Source organism: Novosphingobium sp. BL-S-32 (genome assembly GCF_056857055.1).
Genome location: NZ_CM166476.1, coordinates 438,491 through 455,925 on the forward strand (window position 1 = coordinate 438,491; position 17,435 = coordinate 455,925).

A 17,435-nucleotide genomic window follows, 5' to 3' on the forward strand; every position below is an offset into this window, starting at 1 on the left:
GCGGAGCGGATCACTTGGCATGCTCCGTCGGCGCGGCCGCAGCAGTCTGTGCGGGTGCGGGTTGTGCAGCGATGGTCTGGGCGGGGGCTGGCTGAGCCGGAGAGGCCGGAGCGCGCTGACCTGCCGGTTGCCCCTTGGCCGGAGCCTGATCATGCTGTTCGATCGTCACTGTCGCGGTCCGGCCGACGATCAGCCGCACGCCGCTCGGCACCTCGGTCAGGCGGATGCGGACCGGGATGCGCTGGGCCAGACGGACCCAGGTGAACGTGGGATCGACGTTCGGCAGCAGGTTGTGCGAGTCCGTGCGGGTGGTGTCGCCAATGCCCGCCGCGATGCTCTCCACCACGCCCTTCACCGGCCGGGTCTCGCCCATCAGCACCACCGTAACCGGCGCGCCGACGTGGATGTGCGGCAGCTTGGTTTCCTCGAAATAGCCCTCGACCCGGATCGAATCGCGGTCGATCAGCGCCATCGCCTGACTGCCGGGCGCGACGAAGTCGCCCGGGTGCAGGTCAAGGTTGGTGACGGTGCCGTTGACCGAGGCGCGCACATTGGTGCGGGCAAGATCGAGCTTGGCCTTGTCCAGCGCGCTCAGCGACTGGTCGAGCGCGGCGCGCGCGGTGGCAACGGCGGCGACGTTCTGTTCATGGCTTTCGGTCGCGACCAGATCGCCCAGCGCAAGGTCGCGCGCAGCCTCGCGCTGCGCCTGGCCGAGCTTCGCCTGCGCGCTCTGCACCGCAGCCTGCGCCGCCTGCACTGCCAGCGAATAGCGCGGCCGGTCGATCACGAAGAGCAGGTCCCCCGCCCTCACCTCCTGATTGTCGCGCACCTCCACCGAGGTGACGAGACCGCCGATGTCGGGCGTGACCCGCACCACGTCCGCACGAACGCGGCCGTCGCGGGTCCAAGGGCTGTTTTCGTAATGATTCCAGAGCCAGATCGCCACCAGCGCGGCGATAACGACAAGCACGAGGGTCGCAAGGCTCGGGGCAATCCGGGCAAACAGGTTCTTCATTGGCGGAAACCGATCAGCGGAGCGGCCCAGACCAGAAGCCCGAGCACGAAGATGTAGAGGCACAGGTCAACCGCCGCACGATAAGCGAACAGGCGGTAGAAACCCACGAGATTGGCGATGCGCATGAGCATCAGCGTGATGATCGAGGCGATCACTGCCAGCACCAGCAGCGTCGGCACGAACACGCCGTCGAACGAGACTTCTCCCCTCATGCCGGAACCTGCGAAGCGGGGGTCATCGTGGAAGCGGCGATGGGCGCGGCATCGGGGAAGATGTTGCGGCGCAGGCTTACCAGCCCCAGCGCACCGGCGCGGCTGACATCGCGGTCCTTGTCCCGCAGTACCGCGTCCAGCGCGAGGTCGATGTCCTGGAGCAGTTCTGGATCGGCCGGTGCCGGGCGATCGGGCACGAGGCTGCGGTAATATTCGCCGACGCGCCGCAGCACGGCGGTGAGCGGGGCACTGCGTTCGGGCGACATGCCAAGGCGCAGTTCGCGCAGCTCGCCGATGGCGATGCCGGTGCGCAGATCGCGCAAGGCATCGTAGAGCGGCTTTCCGGGCGAGCGACCGGCCATGGCAAGGCGCGGGGCAAGTTGGGCAATTCGATCGAGCATACGGTTGATCCAGGCGCGCACGTCGGGCGGGGCTATGAGGTTGGAGCGTTCGGCAATGTCCATCCAGCCTGCCCGCAGCGTACGCCGGATGGCGCCCTCTGCCCCTGTCGAACTGAGCAGCCGGATCATGACGATGGCGTAGAGAATGCCGGTAAGCTGGGCGAGCGAGCCGTTCATGTAGCCGGCAAAGCCGCCAACGTAGCGATCCGCCACCAGCACCGGAGTACCGAGCCCGAGCAGCAGCGGCACCGCGATACCGCCGAAGCGCGGCGATTGCATGAGCATGCCCAGTATCAGCAGCATCGGCGCCATGGCGGCGGCGAATTCCAGGTAGCCATCGAGCCGGGGCAAAATCACGAAACCGTAGAGCATGCCGAGCAGCGTGGCGATGAAAGTGCCCACGAAGAACGAGCGCAGCGGTGCCAGTGGATCGGGCGCGGAGGCAAACAGCGCGGTAAAGACGCCGGCCAGCATGATCGCGGTGCCGCCGTCGTGCCAGCCGCTGTAGATCCACATCACGCAGCCCACCACGATAGTGATGAAGGCACTGAGCGCGCCTCGAACGGCGCCGCCGAAATCGAGGTGAAGCTCACGCCCGCGCCGCCCTTCGAGCAATGCTGCCGTGCGCCCGCTGACCGGGCGAGTGGTGGGCGATGCCAACTGCTCGGCAAGGTCGCGGCAATCGCGGTGAGCGCCGATCAGGGTCGCCAGGCGGGACAGCAGGCTGAGCAGGATCAGGTCGTGCCAGGACGCCCCTTCGCCGACTTGCGGCTCCAGCGCTGCGCAGCGCGTACGCAAGGCCTCAGCCTCTTCGCTCCTGCGCGCGATATCCATGGAATCGAGCCGGGAAAACCAGTCGCGCGTATCAGCCAGCAGGGTGGCCACTTCGGCGGGGCCGCCTCCGGATTCATGAAGCTGGGCGATACGGTCGGCAACCGCCGCACCCAGCGGCATGATCAGCGAGAGCTGGTCCTGCAAGGCGCGGACCGTGCGGATGCGAGGCGCGATCCGGGTGCTCTCATAAGGAAGGTGGATCGAGAGCTGATGCAGTTCGGTCACGTCGAGCGCCAGTCGGCGGCGCTCCCTGTCGACCGAAGGATCAACCTCGATCTGCAGCGAATCGCCCGACCACCGCTCGGCATCGGCCAGGATCGTCGAAACGCGGTGAAGCAGGAAGGCCGAGACCGACTGCGGCAGCACCAGCGCGTGGACGAAGCTGCCACACAGGATGCCGATGGTGATCTCCTGCACGCGCAGGGCCGCAGTGGTGAAGATCAGTTGCGGCGTATCGACGCTGGGCAACACGATCAGCACGGCCGTGTAGCCCGCCAGAACCGAAGCATAGGCGCGCGGCGTGCGATCCAGCAGCGAGATGAAGACGCAAATTGCCAGCCAGCTCCCGATAGCCAGCGTGAGCAGTTCCGGCGCGTGGACCAGCGGCGGCACCATGATGACAGCCACGGCCGCGCCCACGAATGTACCCATCACGCGGAACACCGCCTTGGACACGACCGCGCCCGCCAGCGGCTGCGCGACGATGTAAGAGGTGAGGAATGCCCAGTAAGGACGGTCGAGCCCGATTGAGAGCGCGATATAGACGGCCAGAATCGCGGCGGCGTACGCCTTTACCGAAAACAGCGCTGTATCGAGTCCAAAGCGCGTGGTCATGGCTTGCCGCTGCTCTCGGCCACGCGAACAGCGATCCGGTCAAGAACCGCCACCGTGGTTTCAAGGTCTTCATCAGAAATGCCATCGAGCAGACCCGCGCGCAATGCATTGAGTCGCGTATCGATTCTTTCTGCCAGCGCGGCGCCTTCGGGCGTCAGCGCAAGGTGTTTGGCGCGGCGGTCGCTCTCGTCGGCAATGCGCTCGATCAAGCCTGCGCCTTCGAGCATATTCAAGGTGCGCACCAGCGACGGCTCGGTCACGCCGACGACACGCGCCAGTTCCCCCTGCCGCACAGTTTCTCCAAGACGCAGCAGATGCACCAGCGCCCAGCCCGAGGAATTGGATATCCCGAGCGAGGACAGCGCATCGTCCGCCAATTGTAGCCATGAGCGCGAGATCGGGCCCAGCCTTGTGGCAAGGGCCCGCTCACGCAACCGTCGTTCCTGCATGCGCGGTCCTTAGCACGCTAACTAATGGCAGCAAGTCACTCCAAGGGAGATATTATTGCAAGTAATGCAAGCGAATAGGCAACTGTCCCCCTCACCACCCACGCTGCAAATGCGAAGGATCGTTCGGACCATGGGCGCCCGAACCGGCCGCCTTGCAGAATATCTGCGCGCAGGAGGGCTGGTGCGAAGCCGGAAGGCTCGTTAAGCCTCGGGAAAATCGGTCGCTCTCAATCCCTCCTTACCGGAGATCGCGCTTGCGTCATCCCTCGCCTTTCCGCCGAATCACTGCCCTTGCACTGGCACTCGCCCTCACCGCTCCGCTGGTTCCGGAAGCTCAGGCATGGGCCGAGGCGCCCGTCGATGTTGCCGTTGCGAAGGCTGCGCGCCCGCAACAATCCGCCACAACGCGCCATGCCATGGTCGCCGCTGCGAACCCGCTCGCGGTCGAGGCCGGGGTCGAGGTTCTGCGCAAGGGCGGCTCGGCGGTGGACGCCGCGGTGGCGATCCAGGCGGTGCTGGGGCTGGTCGAGCCGCAAAGCTCGGGCCTCGGTGGCGGCGGCTTCATGATCTTCTATGACGCGAAGACGAAGCAGGTCACGGCCTATGACGGGCGCGAGATGGCGCCGATGGGGGCGAACAACCACCTCTTCGTCGATGATAGCGGCAAGCGCCTGCCCTTCTTCGATGCGGTACTTGGCGGCATTTCGACGGGCGTGCCGGGTGCCATCGCCATGCTGGACATGGCCCACCGCGATCACGGCAAGCTCGAATGGGCCGGCCTCTTCGACAAAGCGCACACGCTGGCAGAGGATGGCTTCATCGTCAGCCCGCGCCTGGCCGGGATGATCGCCTCGAAGGCGCCGCAGGCCTCCGCGCCCGATGCGGTGCGGTACTTCACCAAGGCCGACGGCACGCGCTATGTCGCCGGAGACCGCCTGCGCAATCCGGACTATGCAAAGTCGCTGGAGCGGATCGCCCGGTTCGGTGCCTCGGGCCTGCTCACCGGCCCGATCGCGCAGGACATTGTTGCCCGCCTTCATGAAGGCTCGCGCCCCAGCACGATGACGCTGGCCGACCTTGCCGCCTATCGCCCGCATTCGGGCCCGGCGCTCTGCACTCCCTACCGCACTTATGTGGTCTGCACGCCGCAGGCGCCTTCCGGCGGCCCGGGCCTGCAAATCGCGCTCGGCGTGCTGGCTCATACCGATATCGACAAGCGCTCCGCCACCGACGAGAAAGCCTGGTTCCAGTTCGCGCAGGCCAGCCGCCTCGCCTATGCCGACCGCGACCGTTACGTTGGCGACCCGGCTTTCGTGAAAGTGCCGATCTCCGGCCTGCTCGCGCCGGACTACCTCAAATCCCGCGCCGCGCTGATTGGCGAAAAGGCCGGCCCGATCACCTTCGGCATGCCGGAAGGCGCCCCTGTCAACGGAGCCGACGCCACGGCCGAGCCGGGCGGCACCAGCCACTTCGTGATCGTCGATACGCAAGGCAACGTCGTCTCGATGACGACCACGGTCGAAAGCATCTTCGGTTCGGGCCGGATGGTCGACGGCTTCTTCCTTAACAACCAGCTGACCGACTTCTCGTTCTCGCCCACCGACGATGACGGCGCCCCGGCTGCCAATGCCCCCGCGCCCGGCAAGCGCCCGCGTTCCAGCATGGGCCCGGCAATCGTGCTGACGCCGCAAGGCAAGTTCGTGGCGGCCGCAGGCTCGCCCGGCGGCTCTGCGATCCAGGCCTATAACCTGAAAGTGCTGGTTGCCCTGCTCGATTGGCACATGAGCCCGCAGGACGCGGTCTCGCTGCCCAATCTCGTGGCGAAGGGCGACACTTACAGCGCCGACGTGTTCCCCGATCCGATCATGGCCGCCCTTGCCGCGCGCGGCATGCCGCTGTCGACCAGCCGGGGCGAGGAATCCGGCCTGCAAGCCGTGATCGTGACGCCGAAGGGGTTTGTCGGCGGTGCCGATCCTCGGCGTGAAGGCGTGGCGCGAGGCTTTTGATAAAGGGGCTTCTGATGCGGGTGGCTTGAGCGGCGGCGTCTGGCCACGCATAGTCGCCCGCAATGAATCAGACCGCATCCGCCATCCCGCTCGGCCAGCTTGCCGTCACCGATCCTGCTCGCGCCGTGCCTTTGCTGCGCGAAGCACTGGCACGACAGGGTGAGGATCCGCGCGCGCTGCGGCTGCTCGGTCAGGCGCTGCGCAAGCTTGGCCGCGACGGCGAGGCAGAACTGGCCGAGAATGCGGCGATCCGCGCCTCGGTGCGCGATCCGGAACTGATCGCCATCGCCCATGCCCTCCTCGCGAACGACCTGCCCGCCGCCGAGGCGGGTTTGCGCCAGCGCCTGTCAGCCCAGCCGCGCGACGTGGCCGCGATCCGCATGATGGCCGAACTCGCCGGGCGCATCGGCCGTTATCGCGACGCCGAGACATTGCTGTACCGCGCCCTTGACCTCGCACCCGGCTTTGCGGCGGCGCGCGCCAATCTGGCAATCGTACTCTACAAGCAGAACCGCTTTGCCGATGCGGTCGCGCAGCTCGATACCGTACTCGCCGACAACGCCGCCAATGCGGGCGATCTCAACTTGCGTGCCGCAGCGCTCGGCCGGATCGGCGAATACGAGGAGTCGCGCCGGATCTACCGTGAGCTGCTCGAAAGCTTCTCCGATCACGCCAAGCTCTGGATGAGCTATGGCCACATCCTCAAGACGCTGGGCGAACAGGGCGAGGCCGTCACCGCCTATCGCCGTTGCATCGTGCTCGAAGCCACGATGGGCGAGGCGTGGTGGAGCCTTGCCAATCTCAAGACCGTGCGCTTCGACGACGGCGATCTTGCCGCGATGGAAACCGCGCTTGCAACCGGCGGCGCACTTTCGCGAGAGGATGAACTCCACCTTCACTTCGCGCTGGGCAAGGCCTGCGAGGAGCGCGGGGAGACCGAAACGGCCTTCGCGCACTATGCCAAGGCCAATGCGCTGCGCAGCATCGACCTGCAGCATGACCCTGACGCCGTGACCGAACAGGTGGACGCGGTGGTCAAAACCTTCACCCCCGCCCTCGTCGCAGCCCATGCCGATAAGGGCGAACTTTCGGCGGATCCGATCTTCATCCTCGGCATGCCGCGCGCGGGATCGACGCTGATCGAACAGATCCTCGCCAGCCACTCGCAAGTCGAGGGGACGATGGAACTGCCCGACATTCCTGCGCTGGCCATGCGCGAGGCGCAGGCCACCGGCGGCAAGCCGCGCGACTGGCCGGCCGCGCTCGCCGCGATGGCGCCGGAGCGGCTGGCCGAACTCGGCGCGGAATTCCTTGATCGCACGCGCATTCAGCGCAAGACGGACAAGCCCTGCTATATCGACAAGCTGCCCAATAACTGGGCCTATCTCGGCTTTATCGCGCTGACCTTACCCAATGCGAAGATCATCGACGCGCGGCGCGATCCGCTCGATTGCTGCGTGTCCAACTTCCGTCAGCACTATGCCAAAGGGCAGGCCTTCTCTTACGACCTTGCGCACATGGGGCGGTATTATGCCGACTACGTGCGCGCCATGCGGCACTACGATACTGTCATGCCCGGCCGCGTCCACCGGGTCATTCACGAGCGCCTGCTCGACGATCCCGAAACCGAAGTGCGTGCCCTGCTCGATCACCTTGGCCTGCCGTTCGAACAGGCCTGCCTTGAGTTCCACACCAACACCCGCGCGGTACGCACTGCGTCGAGCGAGCAAGTGCGGCGTCCGATCAACCGCGACGGCGTGGGGCAATGGCGGGCTTACGCGGAATGGCTGGCCCCCCTTCGCGCAGCATTAGGCGATTTGCCGGATACTTACGCGCTTTCCTGAACGCTTTGTTCATGTTGCACAAATGCAATAGGTGCAGTGCAACATGATTGTCATCCGAAAGGCCTATTGCCAAGATCGCGGAACTATGGCGGCTTGAAGATCCAGATAATAATGGGGGTCTTCGGGTGGTCGCATCGAGTGTTTCGTTTCGCCACGGCATGGTTGCCGTCCTGCTCTGTTCCACCGCAATTGTTGCAGCGCAACCAGCGCAAGCGCAGCAATCGCAACCTCCCGAAACGCAGACTACTCCCGCCAGCAAGATAGATACCAAGCCCGTCGGCGCTCCGGAAAGCGGCGTCATCTATGTGACCGCGCAAAAGCGGGTCGAAAATCTTCAGGACGTGCCGATCGCCATCACGGCGCTCGGATCCGAAAAGCTCAAGGACCTTCAGGTCAAGGAGCTACAGGATGTCGTCAAGTTCCTGCCTTCGGTGACCATCCAGACCCTCCAGCCGGGTTTCAGCCAGGTCTACTTCCGCGGCGTGGCCTCTGGCGAGAACGCCAACCACTCCGGCCCGCTGCCGACGGTCGGCACTTACCTTGACGAAATGCCGATCACCACGATCCAGGGTGCTCTCGACATCCATGCCTACGACATTGCCCGGGTAGAGGCTCTGGCCGGTCCGCAGGGCACGCTCTACGGTGCCAGTTCGATGGCGGGCACCATCAAGATCGTGACCAACGCGCCGGATACCACCAGCACTTACGGCGCGGTCGACGGCGAAGTGAACACCGTTTCGCACGGCAGCATGGGCGGCGTGCTGCAAGGCTTCCTCAACTACAAGATCTCGGATTCGGTCGCCGCCCGTCTCGTCGGCTGGTATCGCCATGACGGCGGCTATATCGACAACATACACGGTACCCGCACATTCCCGGTCTCGGGCATCACGCAGGACAACGCCAACCTCGTCGAGGACAATTACAACGACGTCGATACATATGGCGGCCGTCTTGCCCTCGGCATCGATCTCGACGGCAACTGGACGCTGAAGCCCACGATCATGGGACAGGTCCAGAAAACCAACGGCAGCTTCGCGCAGGAACGCTCCAGCGCGGTCACCGGCAAGCTCCAGACCGTCCAGTACAACCCGGAGAAGAGCAAGGACGAGTGGATCCAGGCCGCCCTCACTATCGAGGGCAAGATCGGCAACTGGGATCTCACCGCTACTGGCGGCATCCTCAACCGCAAGGACTGGACCCAGTCCGACTATTCCGACTACGCCTATTTCTACGACGCGCTCTTCGGATCGGGCGCCTATCTCACGGACAATGCCGGTAACCTCATCAGCCCGAACCAGTACATCAAGGGCCAGGACACCTATCACCGGCAATTCGGCGAAGTGCGCATAAGTTCGCCGCAGAGCAATCCGCTGCGCTTCATCGGCGGGCTGTTTTACCAACGCCAGTCGCACCACATCGTGCAGAATTACATCATCGACGGTCTGGCGGACGATCTCAAGGTTCCAGGCACCCAAAGCGACATCTGGCTGACGCAGCAGAAACGCGTGGACCGTGACTATGCCGCATTCGGCGAACTGACGTACGACATCACCGACAAGCTGAGCGCCACCGGCGGTGTCCGCCTCTATCATTACAACAACTCGCTTGTCGGTTTTTATGGCTACAGCGCCGGCTTTTCGAGCAGCACGGGCGTTGCCTCCTGCTTCGCGGACGCCGTGGTCGCCGGTTCGCCCTGCACCAACCTCGACAAGTCGACTGCCAAGACGGACGCGATCTACAAGGCGAACCTCACGTACAAGATCACGCCCGATGCGCTCGTCTACGCCACCTGGTCGCGCGGGTTCCGCCCGGGCGGCATCAATCGGCGCGGCACGCTGCCGCCCTACAAGCCTGACCGGCTGGACAACTACGAACTCGGCTGGAAGACCATGTGGGGCCCGGTCCGTTTCAATGGCGCAGTTTACCAGCAGGACTGGAACGACATCCAGCTATCGTTCCTGGGCGCCAATGGCCTGACCGAGATCCGCAACGCCGGCGTCGCCCGGATCCGCGGCATCGAGTTCGATCTGGGTTACAACAAGAACGGCTTCTCGTTCGACCTGTCCGGCACTTACAACGATGCGACCATCCGCAAGGACTTCTGCCTGATCGCCAACAGTGCGTTCGACTGCACGCTGCCCGGCTCCGACGGGGCCGAGAACGCCCTGCTCGCCCCCAAGGGCACGCATTTGCCGATCACCGCCAAGTTCAAGGGCAATGCTGTCGCCCGCTACGAATTCCCGATCGGTGACTGGAACGCCCACATTCAGGCGGCTGCAAGCTACATCGGCAAGCGCCGCAGCGACCTGCGCACGCTGGAGAACCAGATCAAGGGCGAACTCGGCGCCTATACCACTGCCGACGTCAGCCTGGGCGTGGCCCGCGACGGCTACCGGGTGGAACTCTACGCCACCAATCTGTTCAACAGCAACGGCGTGGTCAATACCGGCGTCCAGTGCCTGGAGACGACGTGCGGCGATCCGGATGGAGTGTCCGGCACCGGCGGCGTGTTTTACGATTATGTCATCAGGCCGCGCGTGATCGGTATCAAATTCGGCGCAGATTTCTGATCCCCTCGTGCAGGTGACGGAAGAAAAGCCAACAGCCGGAGGCCCGGGCGGAAGTCTGGGCCTCGTGGCGGCCACGGCGCTGGTCATGGGCAACATGATCGGCTCCGGCGTGTTCCTGCTACCCGCCAGCCTTGCGCCGTTCGGATGGAACGGAGTGATCGGCTGGCTCATAACGATCAGCGGCGCGCTCGTGCTCGCCTATGTTCTCAGCCGCCTTACCCGCGCCCGTCCCGGAGCCGGTGGACCGGCGGGCTTCGTTACCGACGCCTTCGGACCGGCTGCCGGGTTCTTCATCAGCTGGATCTATCTGGTCTCGATCTGGACCTCGGTGGTCGCGATCGCGGTGGCCGCCGTCAGCTATCTGTCCAGCATCGTGCCCCTGCTCGGCGTGGGCGAGCACGTCCCGGCGATGGCCGCCATCGTACTGCTCTGGCTCATGGCATTCATCAACTTGCGCGGCGTGCGCGCGGCCGGTGAGTTCCAGATCGTCACTCTTGCTCTCAAGGTCTTGCCGCTCATCGTCGTCATCGTGATCGCGGCAGCCGTACTCGGAAGCGGACGCGCGCATGTGGCGCCTCCCGTTCCCGGCAGCATCGGTTTCGGCGCGATCAACGGCGCCGCCACGCTGACGCTCTGGGCCCTGCTCGGCTTCGAGAGCGCGAGCGTCGCGGCGGCCCGCGTGCGCAATCCTGAAGTGAACATCGCCCGCGCCACGCTCTGGGGCACGGGGCTTACCGGCATTCTCTACCTTCTGGTCTGCTCGGCGGTTGCGCTACTGCTGCCGGTGGAGCTTGCCGCGCATTCACCAGCCCCCTTCGCGACATTCGTCGCGCGCTTCTGGAATGCAGACGCAGCCACGTTCATCACGCTCTTTGCCGTCATCAGCTGCGTCGGCGCGCTCAACGGCTGGACCCTGCTCGAAGCCGAAATGGTGCGCGACATGGCGAACCGCCGCCTGCTCCCTGCATGGTTCGCTGAGACCGATGGACGCGGGGTCGCACGCCGCGCACTGCTGATCTCGACCGTGATCGCCAGCCTTTTTGCGGCGATGAACGCCAGCCGGTCGATGCAGGCGCTGTTCGAATATCTGCTGCTGCTATCGACCTCGGCAACGCTGTGGCTCTACCTTGCCTGCGCGCTGTCGGCGCTGCGATTGGGAGTTGCGCGCCCCGCTGCCATTCTGGGTGCTGTCTATGCGTTATGGACGCTCTGGGGGGCCGGGATCGGCGCGAGCGGGCTCAGCTTCGTGCTGATGGCGCTAGGCCTGCCGATCTGGCTCATGGTCCGGCGCCGAAACGCCGAGCAGCGCGTCTAGCCACGCCTCGACCAGTCCGGCCGCCTCTTCAGGCGTGAAGGGCGCCTTGCCCAGGCTGAGTTCGAGCCAGAGCCCATCGATCAGCGCGGTCAGGCCCACGCCGATCAGCCGGGTATCGGCCATGCCCGGTCGGCACGCGCGGATCAGCGCATCCATGCCGATCCGAAACTCGCCATAGATCTCCTCGTGGAGCGCGGCGATGCCAGAGTCCTGCGGCGTCATTGCCCAGAATGCCAGCCAGGTCGCCAGCAGTTCGGGATCCGCGATGGGCGGACGAAAGCTGGCAGCGAGATAGGCCAGCAGCCGCGCCCTCGGTTCTTCACCCGCCTCGGCCACGGCCTCTTCAAGCGCCCGTGCGACCCGGTTTCCCGTCCAGCGATAGGCTTCGGCAATCGCATCGGACACGCCGCCAAAATAGTGTCGCAACAGCCCCGGCGACACTCCTGCCATCCCGCAGATCGAACGGACCGAAGTCCCGCCCACACCATGCACCGCAAGGCACCGCGCCGTCGCCTCGATCAGGCTCTGCCGCCGCTCGTCGGGATCACCGCGCGTATAGGCCGGTGTGGAGGATTGCTTGGTAGTCATCGCGTTGTTATACGATCGTATAACAAGGAGTCGCCCATGGCAACGCAGCTCAGGGATTTCGCGGAAAACGATCCGCTCGATGGCTGGAGTCTGCCGGCCTGGACTTATTCCGATCCCGAATTCCTGGAGGTGGAGAAGGAGCGCGTCTTCGCCCCAAGCTGGCAGGTCGTCTGCCACGAGAGCGACGTGCCGAACGTGGGCGACTGGCACACGCTGGAGTATATCGGCGAAAGCGTGATCGTCGTGCGCGGCAATGACCGGCAATTGCGCGCCTTCACCAATGTCTGCCGCCATCGCGGATCGCGCGTCGTTGATGGAGCCAGCGGCTGCGCGAAGAAGCTGGTCTGCCCCTATCACGCCTGGGTCTACGATCTCGACGGCCGCCTTACCGGCGTGCCCGACAGCCAGAGCTATCCCGATTTCGACAAGGCCAGCCACGGCCTATCCCCGGTGGACATCGAAGTCTGGCGCGGCTTCATCTTCGTGCGCCTCGTAGATGATAGCGGGCCGACGGTCAGCCAGATGATGGCCCCCTACGAGGAGATGGTCGCCCCCTATCGCTTTGAGGATCTGAAGGCCCTCGGCCGCGTCACCATGCGCGCGCGCGAGGTGAACTGGAAGAACGTGGGCGACAACTATTCGGATGGGCTGCACATCCCCGTCGCCCATCCCGGCCTCACCCGCCTGTTCGGCCGCAGCTACGGCGTGGAAGCGGAGCGCCATGTCGACCGCATGTGGGGCGATCTGATGGATGCGCCCTCGTCCAACTGGTCCGAACGCATGTACCAGCGACTGCTGCCGCCGGTACCGCACCTGCCCGAGGATCGGCAGCGCCATTGGCTCTATTTCAAGCTCTGGCCGTGCGTCGCCTTCGACATCTATCCGGATCAGGTCGATTTCATGCAATGGCTGCCCACCGGGCCGGAAACCTGCATGATCCGCGAGATCAGCTACGTCTTGCCTGATGACCGCCGGGAGATGCGCGCCGCGCGCTATCTCAACTGGCGCATCAACCGGCAAGTCAATGCCGAGGATACGCAGCTCATCACCCGCGTGCAGGCGGGCATGGCCTCTCGCACATTCTCGGTCGGGCCGCTGTCCAACAAGGAAGTCTGCCTGCGCCACTTCTGCAAGCGCATCCGCGAACTGATCCCAGAGGCCCGCCAGAACGAGCGGCCCGCATCCGGCTGGAGCCAAAAATGACCCAGAAATACGATGCTGTAATTATCGGCGGTGGCCACAACGGCCTCGTCTGCGCGTTTTACCTTGCCCGCGCGGGGCTGAAGGTCCGCATTCTGGAGCGCCGCGACGTGGTCGGCGGCGCGGCGGTCACCGAAGAATTCCACCCCGGCTTCCGCAATTCGGTGGCCAGCTATACCGTCAGCCTGCTCCAGCCCAAGGTCATCGCCGACATGCGGCTGGCCGACTATGGCTACCGCGTGATCGAGCGGCCGATCTCCAACCTGCTGCCGCAGGAAGACGGTGGCTACCTCAAGTTGGGCGGCGGGCTGGAACGCACGCAAGCGGAGTTCCGCCGCTTTTCCAAGCACGATGCCGAAGTGCTGCCCGCCTATTACGATTCGTTGGAAGTCGTGGCCGAAGTCCTGCGCGATCTGGCGCTGAAATCGCCGCCCAACGCTGGCGACGGCTGGCGCGGACTGATCGACGCAGCGCTTCAGGGCCGCAAGCTGGCGGGCCTTTCCATCGAGGCGCAGCGCGATGTGCTGGACCTCTTCACCAAATCCGCGCGCGGGCTGCTGGACGGCTGGTTCGAGAGCGAGGCGGTCAAGGCCGCGTTCGGTTTCGACGCCGTGGTCGGCAACTATGCCTCGCCCGATACGCCGGGCAGCGCTTACGTGCTGCTCCATCACGTCTTCGGCGAAGTGAACGGCAAGAAGGGCGCATGGGGCCACTCGGTGGGCGGCATGGGCAATATCACCCGCATCATGGGCGAAGTCTGCCGCAAGCTGGGCGTGGAGATCAGCCTGGAAAGCCCGGTGGATCAGGTCCTCGTCGATGGCGACAAGGTGGCCGGCGTGCGGCTTGAAAGCGGCGAAGAAATTGCCGCCACCCGCGTGATCGCCAATGTCGGACCCAAGCTGCTCTATGGCAAGATGATCGCGCAAAGCGACCTCGCCCCCGATTTCCAGCGCCGCATGAAAAGCTTCAAGACCGGCAGCGGCACCTTCCGCATGAACGTGGCACTGTCCGAACTGCCCAAGTTCACCTGCCTGCCCGAGCCGGGCGAACATCACCAGTCCGGCATCATCATCGCGCCGACGCTGGACTACATGGACCGGGCCTTCCTCGACGCGAAGACCTATGGCTGGTCGAAGAAGCCGATCGTGGAGATGCTGATCCCCTCGACCGTGGACGACAGCCTCGCGCCCGAAGGCCAGCATGTCGCCAGCCTGTTCTGCCAGCAGTTCGCACCGGAACTGCCGGACGGCCGGGACTGGGATGCGGAGGAAGACAAGGCGGCAGACACCATCATCGACACGGTGGAGGAATACGCACCGGGCTTCCGCGCCTCGATACTTGGCCGGCAGGTACTCAGCCCCAAGGGGCTGGAACGCAAGTTCAGCCTGGTCGGCGGAGACATCATGCACGGCAACCTGACGCTCGACCAGATGTGGTCGGCACGGCCGGTGCTCGGCCATGGCAGCTATCGCGGGCCGATCAAAGGGCTCTACATGTGCGGCTCGGGCAGCCACCCGGGCGGCGGCGTGACCGGCGCGCCGGGCCACAACTGCGCGCACGAGGTGATCGCCGACAAGGGCCGTTTCGGACGCTTCAGGACCTGAAACCGGGCGCTTCATCCCTTCGAGCGGGCAACCCACCGAAATCACGCTGGGCATAGCGGATAAAACCGTCCTGAGGTCCGGTTACGGGAAATCGGCACCTTTCGCGGCAAGCGGAGGGCCGATTTCCGGACCGGTGCCAAGAACGGCCGGGTCGCCAAGAACGGGAAGACCGCTTGACCAGCACTTTGATTGCCGACTCCTCACGCAAGTCTGCTGCGATCTCCATCGCGCGCGTCATCTGCATCCTGGGCGTGGTCTATGTCCACGCCTGGACGGGCCTAACCGGCTATGACCTGCAACTGGCCCGCGGCACCCCGCAGGACGATTTCCGCTGGGTGCTCATGGACGTGTTCGGACGCAGCGCCGTGCCGCTGCTCGGGCTGATCTCGGGCTGGCTGGTCGCATCGTCGAGCCGCACGCGTGACTGGCCCACGCATGTCGCCCGCAAGGCGCGGACGATCCTGCTGCCAATGGTCCTGTGGAACGCCCTCGCCCTGCTGCTGGTATCCGGGACGGCATGGTTGCTGAACCTGCCCGCGCCAACGCCGCATTCGTTCGACTGGGTGTTCGAGGAATTGTTCGTGGCCAGCCGCAACCCCGACATCAACGTACAGATGCCGTTCCTGCGAGACCTCTTCGTTTGCATGCTGGCCGCGCCTTGGCTGGTGCGGCTTGCGAACCCATGGCTGGTGGCAATCACTTTGATCGCCGCCGTTTGCCAGATCGTCGGCATCGGCGCGCCGGTGGTGATGCGGGCTTCGATCCCGTTCTTTTTCGTGCTGGGCATTCTCGCCCGGCGCGAGAATTTCGCCGACCGAGTGGCCTCATGGCCCCTGCCGGTGGCACTTCTGCCATTCGCGAGCCTGATGGCGCTGCAGCTCTTTTTGACGCTTCGGTACGGCATGCAGCCGGACAATGCCGCCAGCGCAACGCTGGATCTGGCGATCAGACTGACGGCGGCCACGGCTTACTGGCGCCTGGCCTGGGCTCTTTCGGCCAGCCCGTTGAAGGCCCCCTTGCTGCGGATCGAACCTTTTGCCTTCTTCCTGTTCTGCTCGCACCTGATCCTGATCTGGCTGGGCGGCCCGCTGCTTGGCGCGTTGTTCGGCAAGCTCGGTTCGCCACTCTATCCCTACTTCTTGCTGGCTCAGCCGTTCATCGTGTTGCTGGCGGTCGTGGCGCTTGGAACCGCACTGGTCCGCGCAGCGCCCGGACCGGCGAAAGTGCTGAGCGGAGGACGGCTGGCAGCGGCCTGAGGCCGCTATTCCTCGACCGTCCCCGCCTTCATCACATGCGAGACATGCTCCAGCACGCTCACATCGCGCAAGGGATCGCCTTCGACCGCGATCATGTCGGCAAACTTGCCGGGCGCGATCGAGCCCAGTTCGCTTTCGTGACCGATCAGCTTCGCCGCATCGATCGTCGCCGCCTTGATCGCCTGCATCGGTGTCATGCCGTACTTCACCATATAGGCGAACTGGCGCGCATTGAGACCGTGCGGATAGACCCCCGCATCGGTGCCAAAGGCTAGCTTGACCCCCATCTTCACCGCCTTCGCGAAGCCGTCGCGCTGGATCTGCGTGGTCTCGCGGTTCTTGCGCAAGTATTCGGCGGGCCAGCCCTCCTTGGTGCCCTGCTGATCGATCCAATCCCCGTCGTAGATATCCATGACCAGCCAGACATCGGCATCCTTGGCCATCTTCAGGCCCTCGTCATCGATCAGGCTGGCGTGCTCCACCGAATGCACGCCGGAACGGATCGCCGCCTTGATACCCTCCGCGCCGTGGGCATGGGCCGTGGCGTAGGAGTGATGCTCTTTCGCCACGGCAACGACCGCGCGCATCTCGTCCTCGGTCAATTCCACCTGTCCCGGCTCGGTACCGATGGCGAGGACCGCGCCGGTGGCGATCATCTTGATGAAGTCGGCCCCATGCTCGAACAGGAATTCGGTCTTCTCATGCGCTTCCTGCGGGTTGCGGATCACGCCGTAGCGCATGTCCGCCGGAAGCTGGTCGTTCGGGACCACCCCGTTAAGCTCACCCCCGCCGCCCGGCTTGGTGATATAGGCACCGGCCACGAACATGCGCGGTCCGGGGACGTCACCCGCGGCAATGGCGTCGCGCAAGGCCACGTCGGTAAGCCCGCGATAGGTGCCGACATCGCGGACGGTGGTGAAGCCGGCGTCGAGCGTCACTTTGGCATTGTGTGCCCCGATCAGCGCGGTCAGCTGGGGAGAGGTCTTGAGCGGCGCGGCGACATCGGCGCTTTGCCCGGTATCGGCAAGGTGGGTGTGCAGATCGATGAGGCCGGGCAGCACCGTATAGGCCGACCAGTCCACCTCCTGCGCGCCCGAAGGTGTCTTGCCGCAGGCCTCCACGCGGATGACGCGGCCGTCGGTCACCAGCACACACTGCCCGGTGCGCGTGGTGCCATAGTCCACATCGATCAGTCGTCCCGCACGGACATAAAGCGTTGCCGCCGAAGCGGGCGCGGCCAGCGCGCCCGCCAGGATTGCCGCGAGAAAAGCCCCCTGCTTCACCCGCTTCCGTTCCGCCCCCATGAT

General features: G+C 65.0%; 13 protein-coding genes. 7 read left to right on the forward strand and 6 right to left on the reverse strand.

The window, feature by feature from the left end; genetic code table 11:
• Window positions 1–10: 10 nt before the first annotated feature.
• From AC1VVK_RS02115 to AC1VVK_RS02130, 4 genes are read right to left on the reverse strand one after another with little or no spacing between them, the layout of a single operon-like run.
• Window positions 11–1,015, reverse strand: a complete 1,005-nt coding sequence (locus AC1VVK_RS02115) for an efflux RND transporter periplasmic adaptor subunit (protein WP_482904185.1) — start codon at window positions 1,013–1,015, stop codon at window positions 11–13.
• On the reverse strand, window positions 1,012–1,227 hold the full coding sequence (locus AC1VVK_RS02120) for a DUF1656 domain-containing protein (protein ID WP_132385438.1): 216 nt from the start codon (window positions 1,225–1,227) through the stop codon (window positions 1,012–1,014). Before AC1VVK_RS02120 ends, AC1VVK_RS02115 begins: the two co-directional genes overlap by 4 nt.
• Window positions 1,224–3,296 (reverse strand): FUSC family protein, encoded by a 2,073-nt coding sequence (locus AC1VVK_RS02125; protein WP_482904186.1) that lies wholly within the window; start codon window positions 3,294–3,296, stop codon window positions 1,224–1,226. The genes AC1VVK_RS02120 and AC1VVK_RS02125 overlap by 4 nt, the downstream gene beginning before the upstream one ends.
• Window positions 3,293–3,673 carry a MarR family winged helix-turn-helix transcriptional regulator gene (locus AC1VVK_RS02130; RefSeq protein WP_482904187.1) on the reverse strand — a complete coding sequence of 127 codons (381 nt, stop codon included), beginning with the start codon at window positions 3,671–3,673 and terminating at the stop codon, window positions 3,293–3,295. Before AC1VVK_RS02130 ends, AC1VVK_RS02125 begins: the two co-directional genes overlap by 4 nt.
• 326 nt (window positions 3,674–3,999) lie before the next feature.
• Here AC1VVK_RS02130 and ggt point away from each other — a divergent pair, with 326 nt between their 5' ends.
• From ggt to AC1VVK_RS02150, 4 genes are all read left to right on the forward strand, one after another.
• Window positions 4,000–5,751, forward strand: coding sequence for a gamma-glutamyltransferase (ggt, locus tag AC1VVK_RS02135; RefSeq protein ID WP_482904188.1), 1,752 nt, complete (start codon window positions 4,000–4,002; stop codon window positions 5,749–5,751).
• A 62-nt stretch (window positions 5,752–5,813) separates the two neighbouring features.
• Complete coding sequence (locus tag AC1VVK_RS02140) at window positions 5,814–7,595, forward strand: tetratricopeptide repeat-containing sulfotransferase family protein (RefSeq protein ID WP_482904189.1); 1,782 nt, start codon at window positions 5,814–5,816, stop codon at window positions 7,593–7,595.
• Window positions 7,596–7,753: 158 nt separating this feature from the next.
• A complete protein-coding gene (locus tag AC1VVK_RS02145; RefSeq protein ID WP_482905100.1) occupies window positions 7,754–10,165 on the forward strand; it encodes a TonB-dependent receptor in 2,412 nt (803 codons plus the stop codon).
• A gap of 64 nt (window positions 10,166–10,229) precedes the next feature.
• On the forward strand, window positions 10,230–11,480 hold the full coding sequence (locus tag AC1VVK_RS02150) for an amino acid permease (protein ID WP_482904190.1): 1,251 nt from the start codon (window positions 10,230–10,232) through the stop codon (window positions 11,478–11,480).
• Here the strand turns inward: AC1VVK_RS02150 and AC1VVK_RS02155 are convergent.
• Window positions 11,424–12,068 carry a TetR family transcriptional regulator C-terminal domain-containing protein gene (locus AC1VVK_RS02155; RefSeq protein ID WP_482904191.1) on the reverse strand — a complete coding sequence of 215 codons (645 nt, stop codon included), beginning with the start codon at window positions 12,066–12,068 and terminating at the stop codon, window positions 11,424–11,426. The two genes, AC1VVK_RS02150 and AC1VVK_RS02155, sit on opposite strands and share 57 nt — an antisense overlap.
• A gap of 36 nt (window positions 12,069–12,104) precedes the next feature.
• Between AC1VVK_RS02155 and AC1VVK_RS02160 the strand changes: the two genes are divergently transcribed.
• The 3 genes from AC1VVK_RS02160 to AC1VVK_RS02170 all read left to right on the forward strand — a co-directional run bounded on the left by AC1VVK_RS02160 (window position 12,105) and on the right by AC1VVK_RS02170 (window position 16,128).
• Window positions 12,105–13,271, forward strand: coding sequence for an aromatic ring-hydroxylating oxygenase subunit alpha (locus AC1VVK_RS02160; protein WP_482904192.1), 1,167 nt, complete (start codon window positions 12,105–12,107; stop codon window positions 13,269–13,271).
• Entirely contained in the window at window positions 13,268–14,872 is a 1,605-nt protein-coding gene (locus AC1VVK_RS02165) for a phytoene desaturase family protein (RefSeq protein WP_482904193.1), read from the forward strand. The genes AC1VVK_RS02160 and AC1VVK_RS02165 overlap by 4 nt, the downstream gene beginning before the upstream one ends.
• Before the next feature lie 173 nt (window positions 14,873–15,045).
• Window positions 15,046–16,128, forward strand: a complete 1,083-nt coding sequence (locus tag AC1VVK_RS02170) for an acyltransferase family protein (RefSeq protein ID WP_482904194.1) — start codon at window positions 15,046–15,048, stop codon at window positions 16,126–16,128.
• 5 nt (window positions 16,129–16,133) lie between these two features.
• Here AC1VVK_RS02170 and AC1VVK_RS02175 read toward each other — a convergent pair whose 3' ends face one another.
• On the reverse strand, window positions 16,134–17,432 hold the full coding sequence (locus AC1VVK_RS02175) for a Xaa-Pro dipeptidase (protein ID WP_482904195.1): 1,299 nt from the start codon (window positions 17,430–17,432) through the stop codon (window positions 16,134–16,136).
• Between the last annotated feature and the right edge of the window lie 3 nt (window positions 17,433–17,435).

Excerpts from the sequence above, each read along its gene's own strand:
- AC1VVK_RS02115 (WP_482904185.1), bottom strand. The coding sequence starts at position 1,015 with ATGAAGAACCTGTTTGCCCGGATTGCCCCGAGCCTTGCGACCCTCGTG.
- AC1VVK_RS02120 (WP_132385438.1), bottom strand. The coding sequence starts at position 1,227 with ATGAGGGGAGAAGTCTCGTTCGACGGCGTGTTCGTGCCGACGCTGCTG.
- AC1VVK_RS02125 (WP_482904186.1), bottom strand. The coding sequence starts at position 3,296 with ATGACCACGCGCTTTGGACTCGATACAGCGCTGTTTTCGGTAAAGGCG.
- AC1VVK_RS02140 (WP_482904189.1), top strand. The coding sequence starts at position 5,814 with ATGAATCAGACCGCATCCGCCATCCCGCTCGGCCAGCTTGCCGTCACC.
- AC1VVK_RS02145 (WP_482905100.1), top strand. The coding sequence starts at position 7,754 with ATGGTTGCCGTCCTGCTCTGTTCCACCGCAATTGTTGCAGCGCAACCA.
- AC1VVK_RS02155 (WP_482904191.1), bottom strand. The coding sequence starts at position 12,068 with ATGACTACCAAGCAATCCTCCACACCGGCCTATACGCGCGGTGATCCC.
- AC1VVK_RS02160 (WP_482904192.1), top strand. The coding sequence starts at position 12,105 with ATGGCAACGCAGCTCAGGGATTTCGCGGAAAACGATCCGCTCGATGGC.
- AC1VVK_RS02165 (WP_482904193.1), top strand. The coding sequence starts at position 13,268 with ATGACCCAGAAATACGATGCTGTAATTATCGGCGGTGGCCACAACGGC.
- AC1VVK_RS02175 (WP_482904195.1), bottom strand. The coding sequence starts at position 17,432 with ATGGGGGCGGAACGGAAGCGGGTGAAGCAGGGGGCTTTTCTCGCGGCA.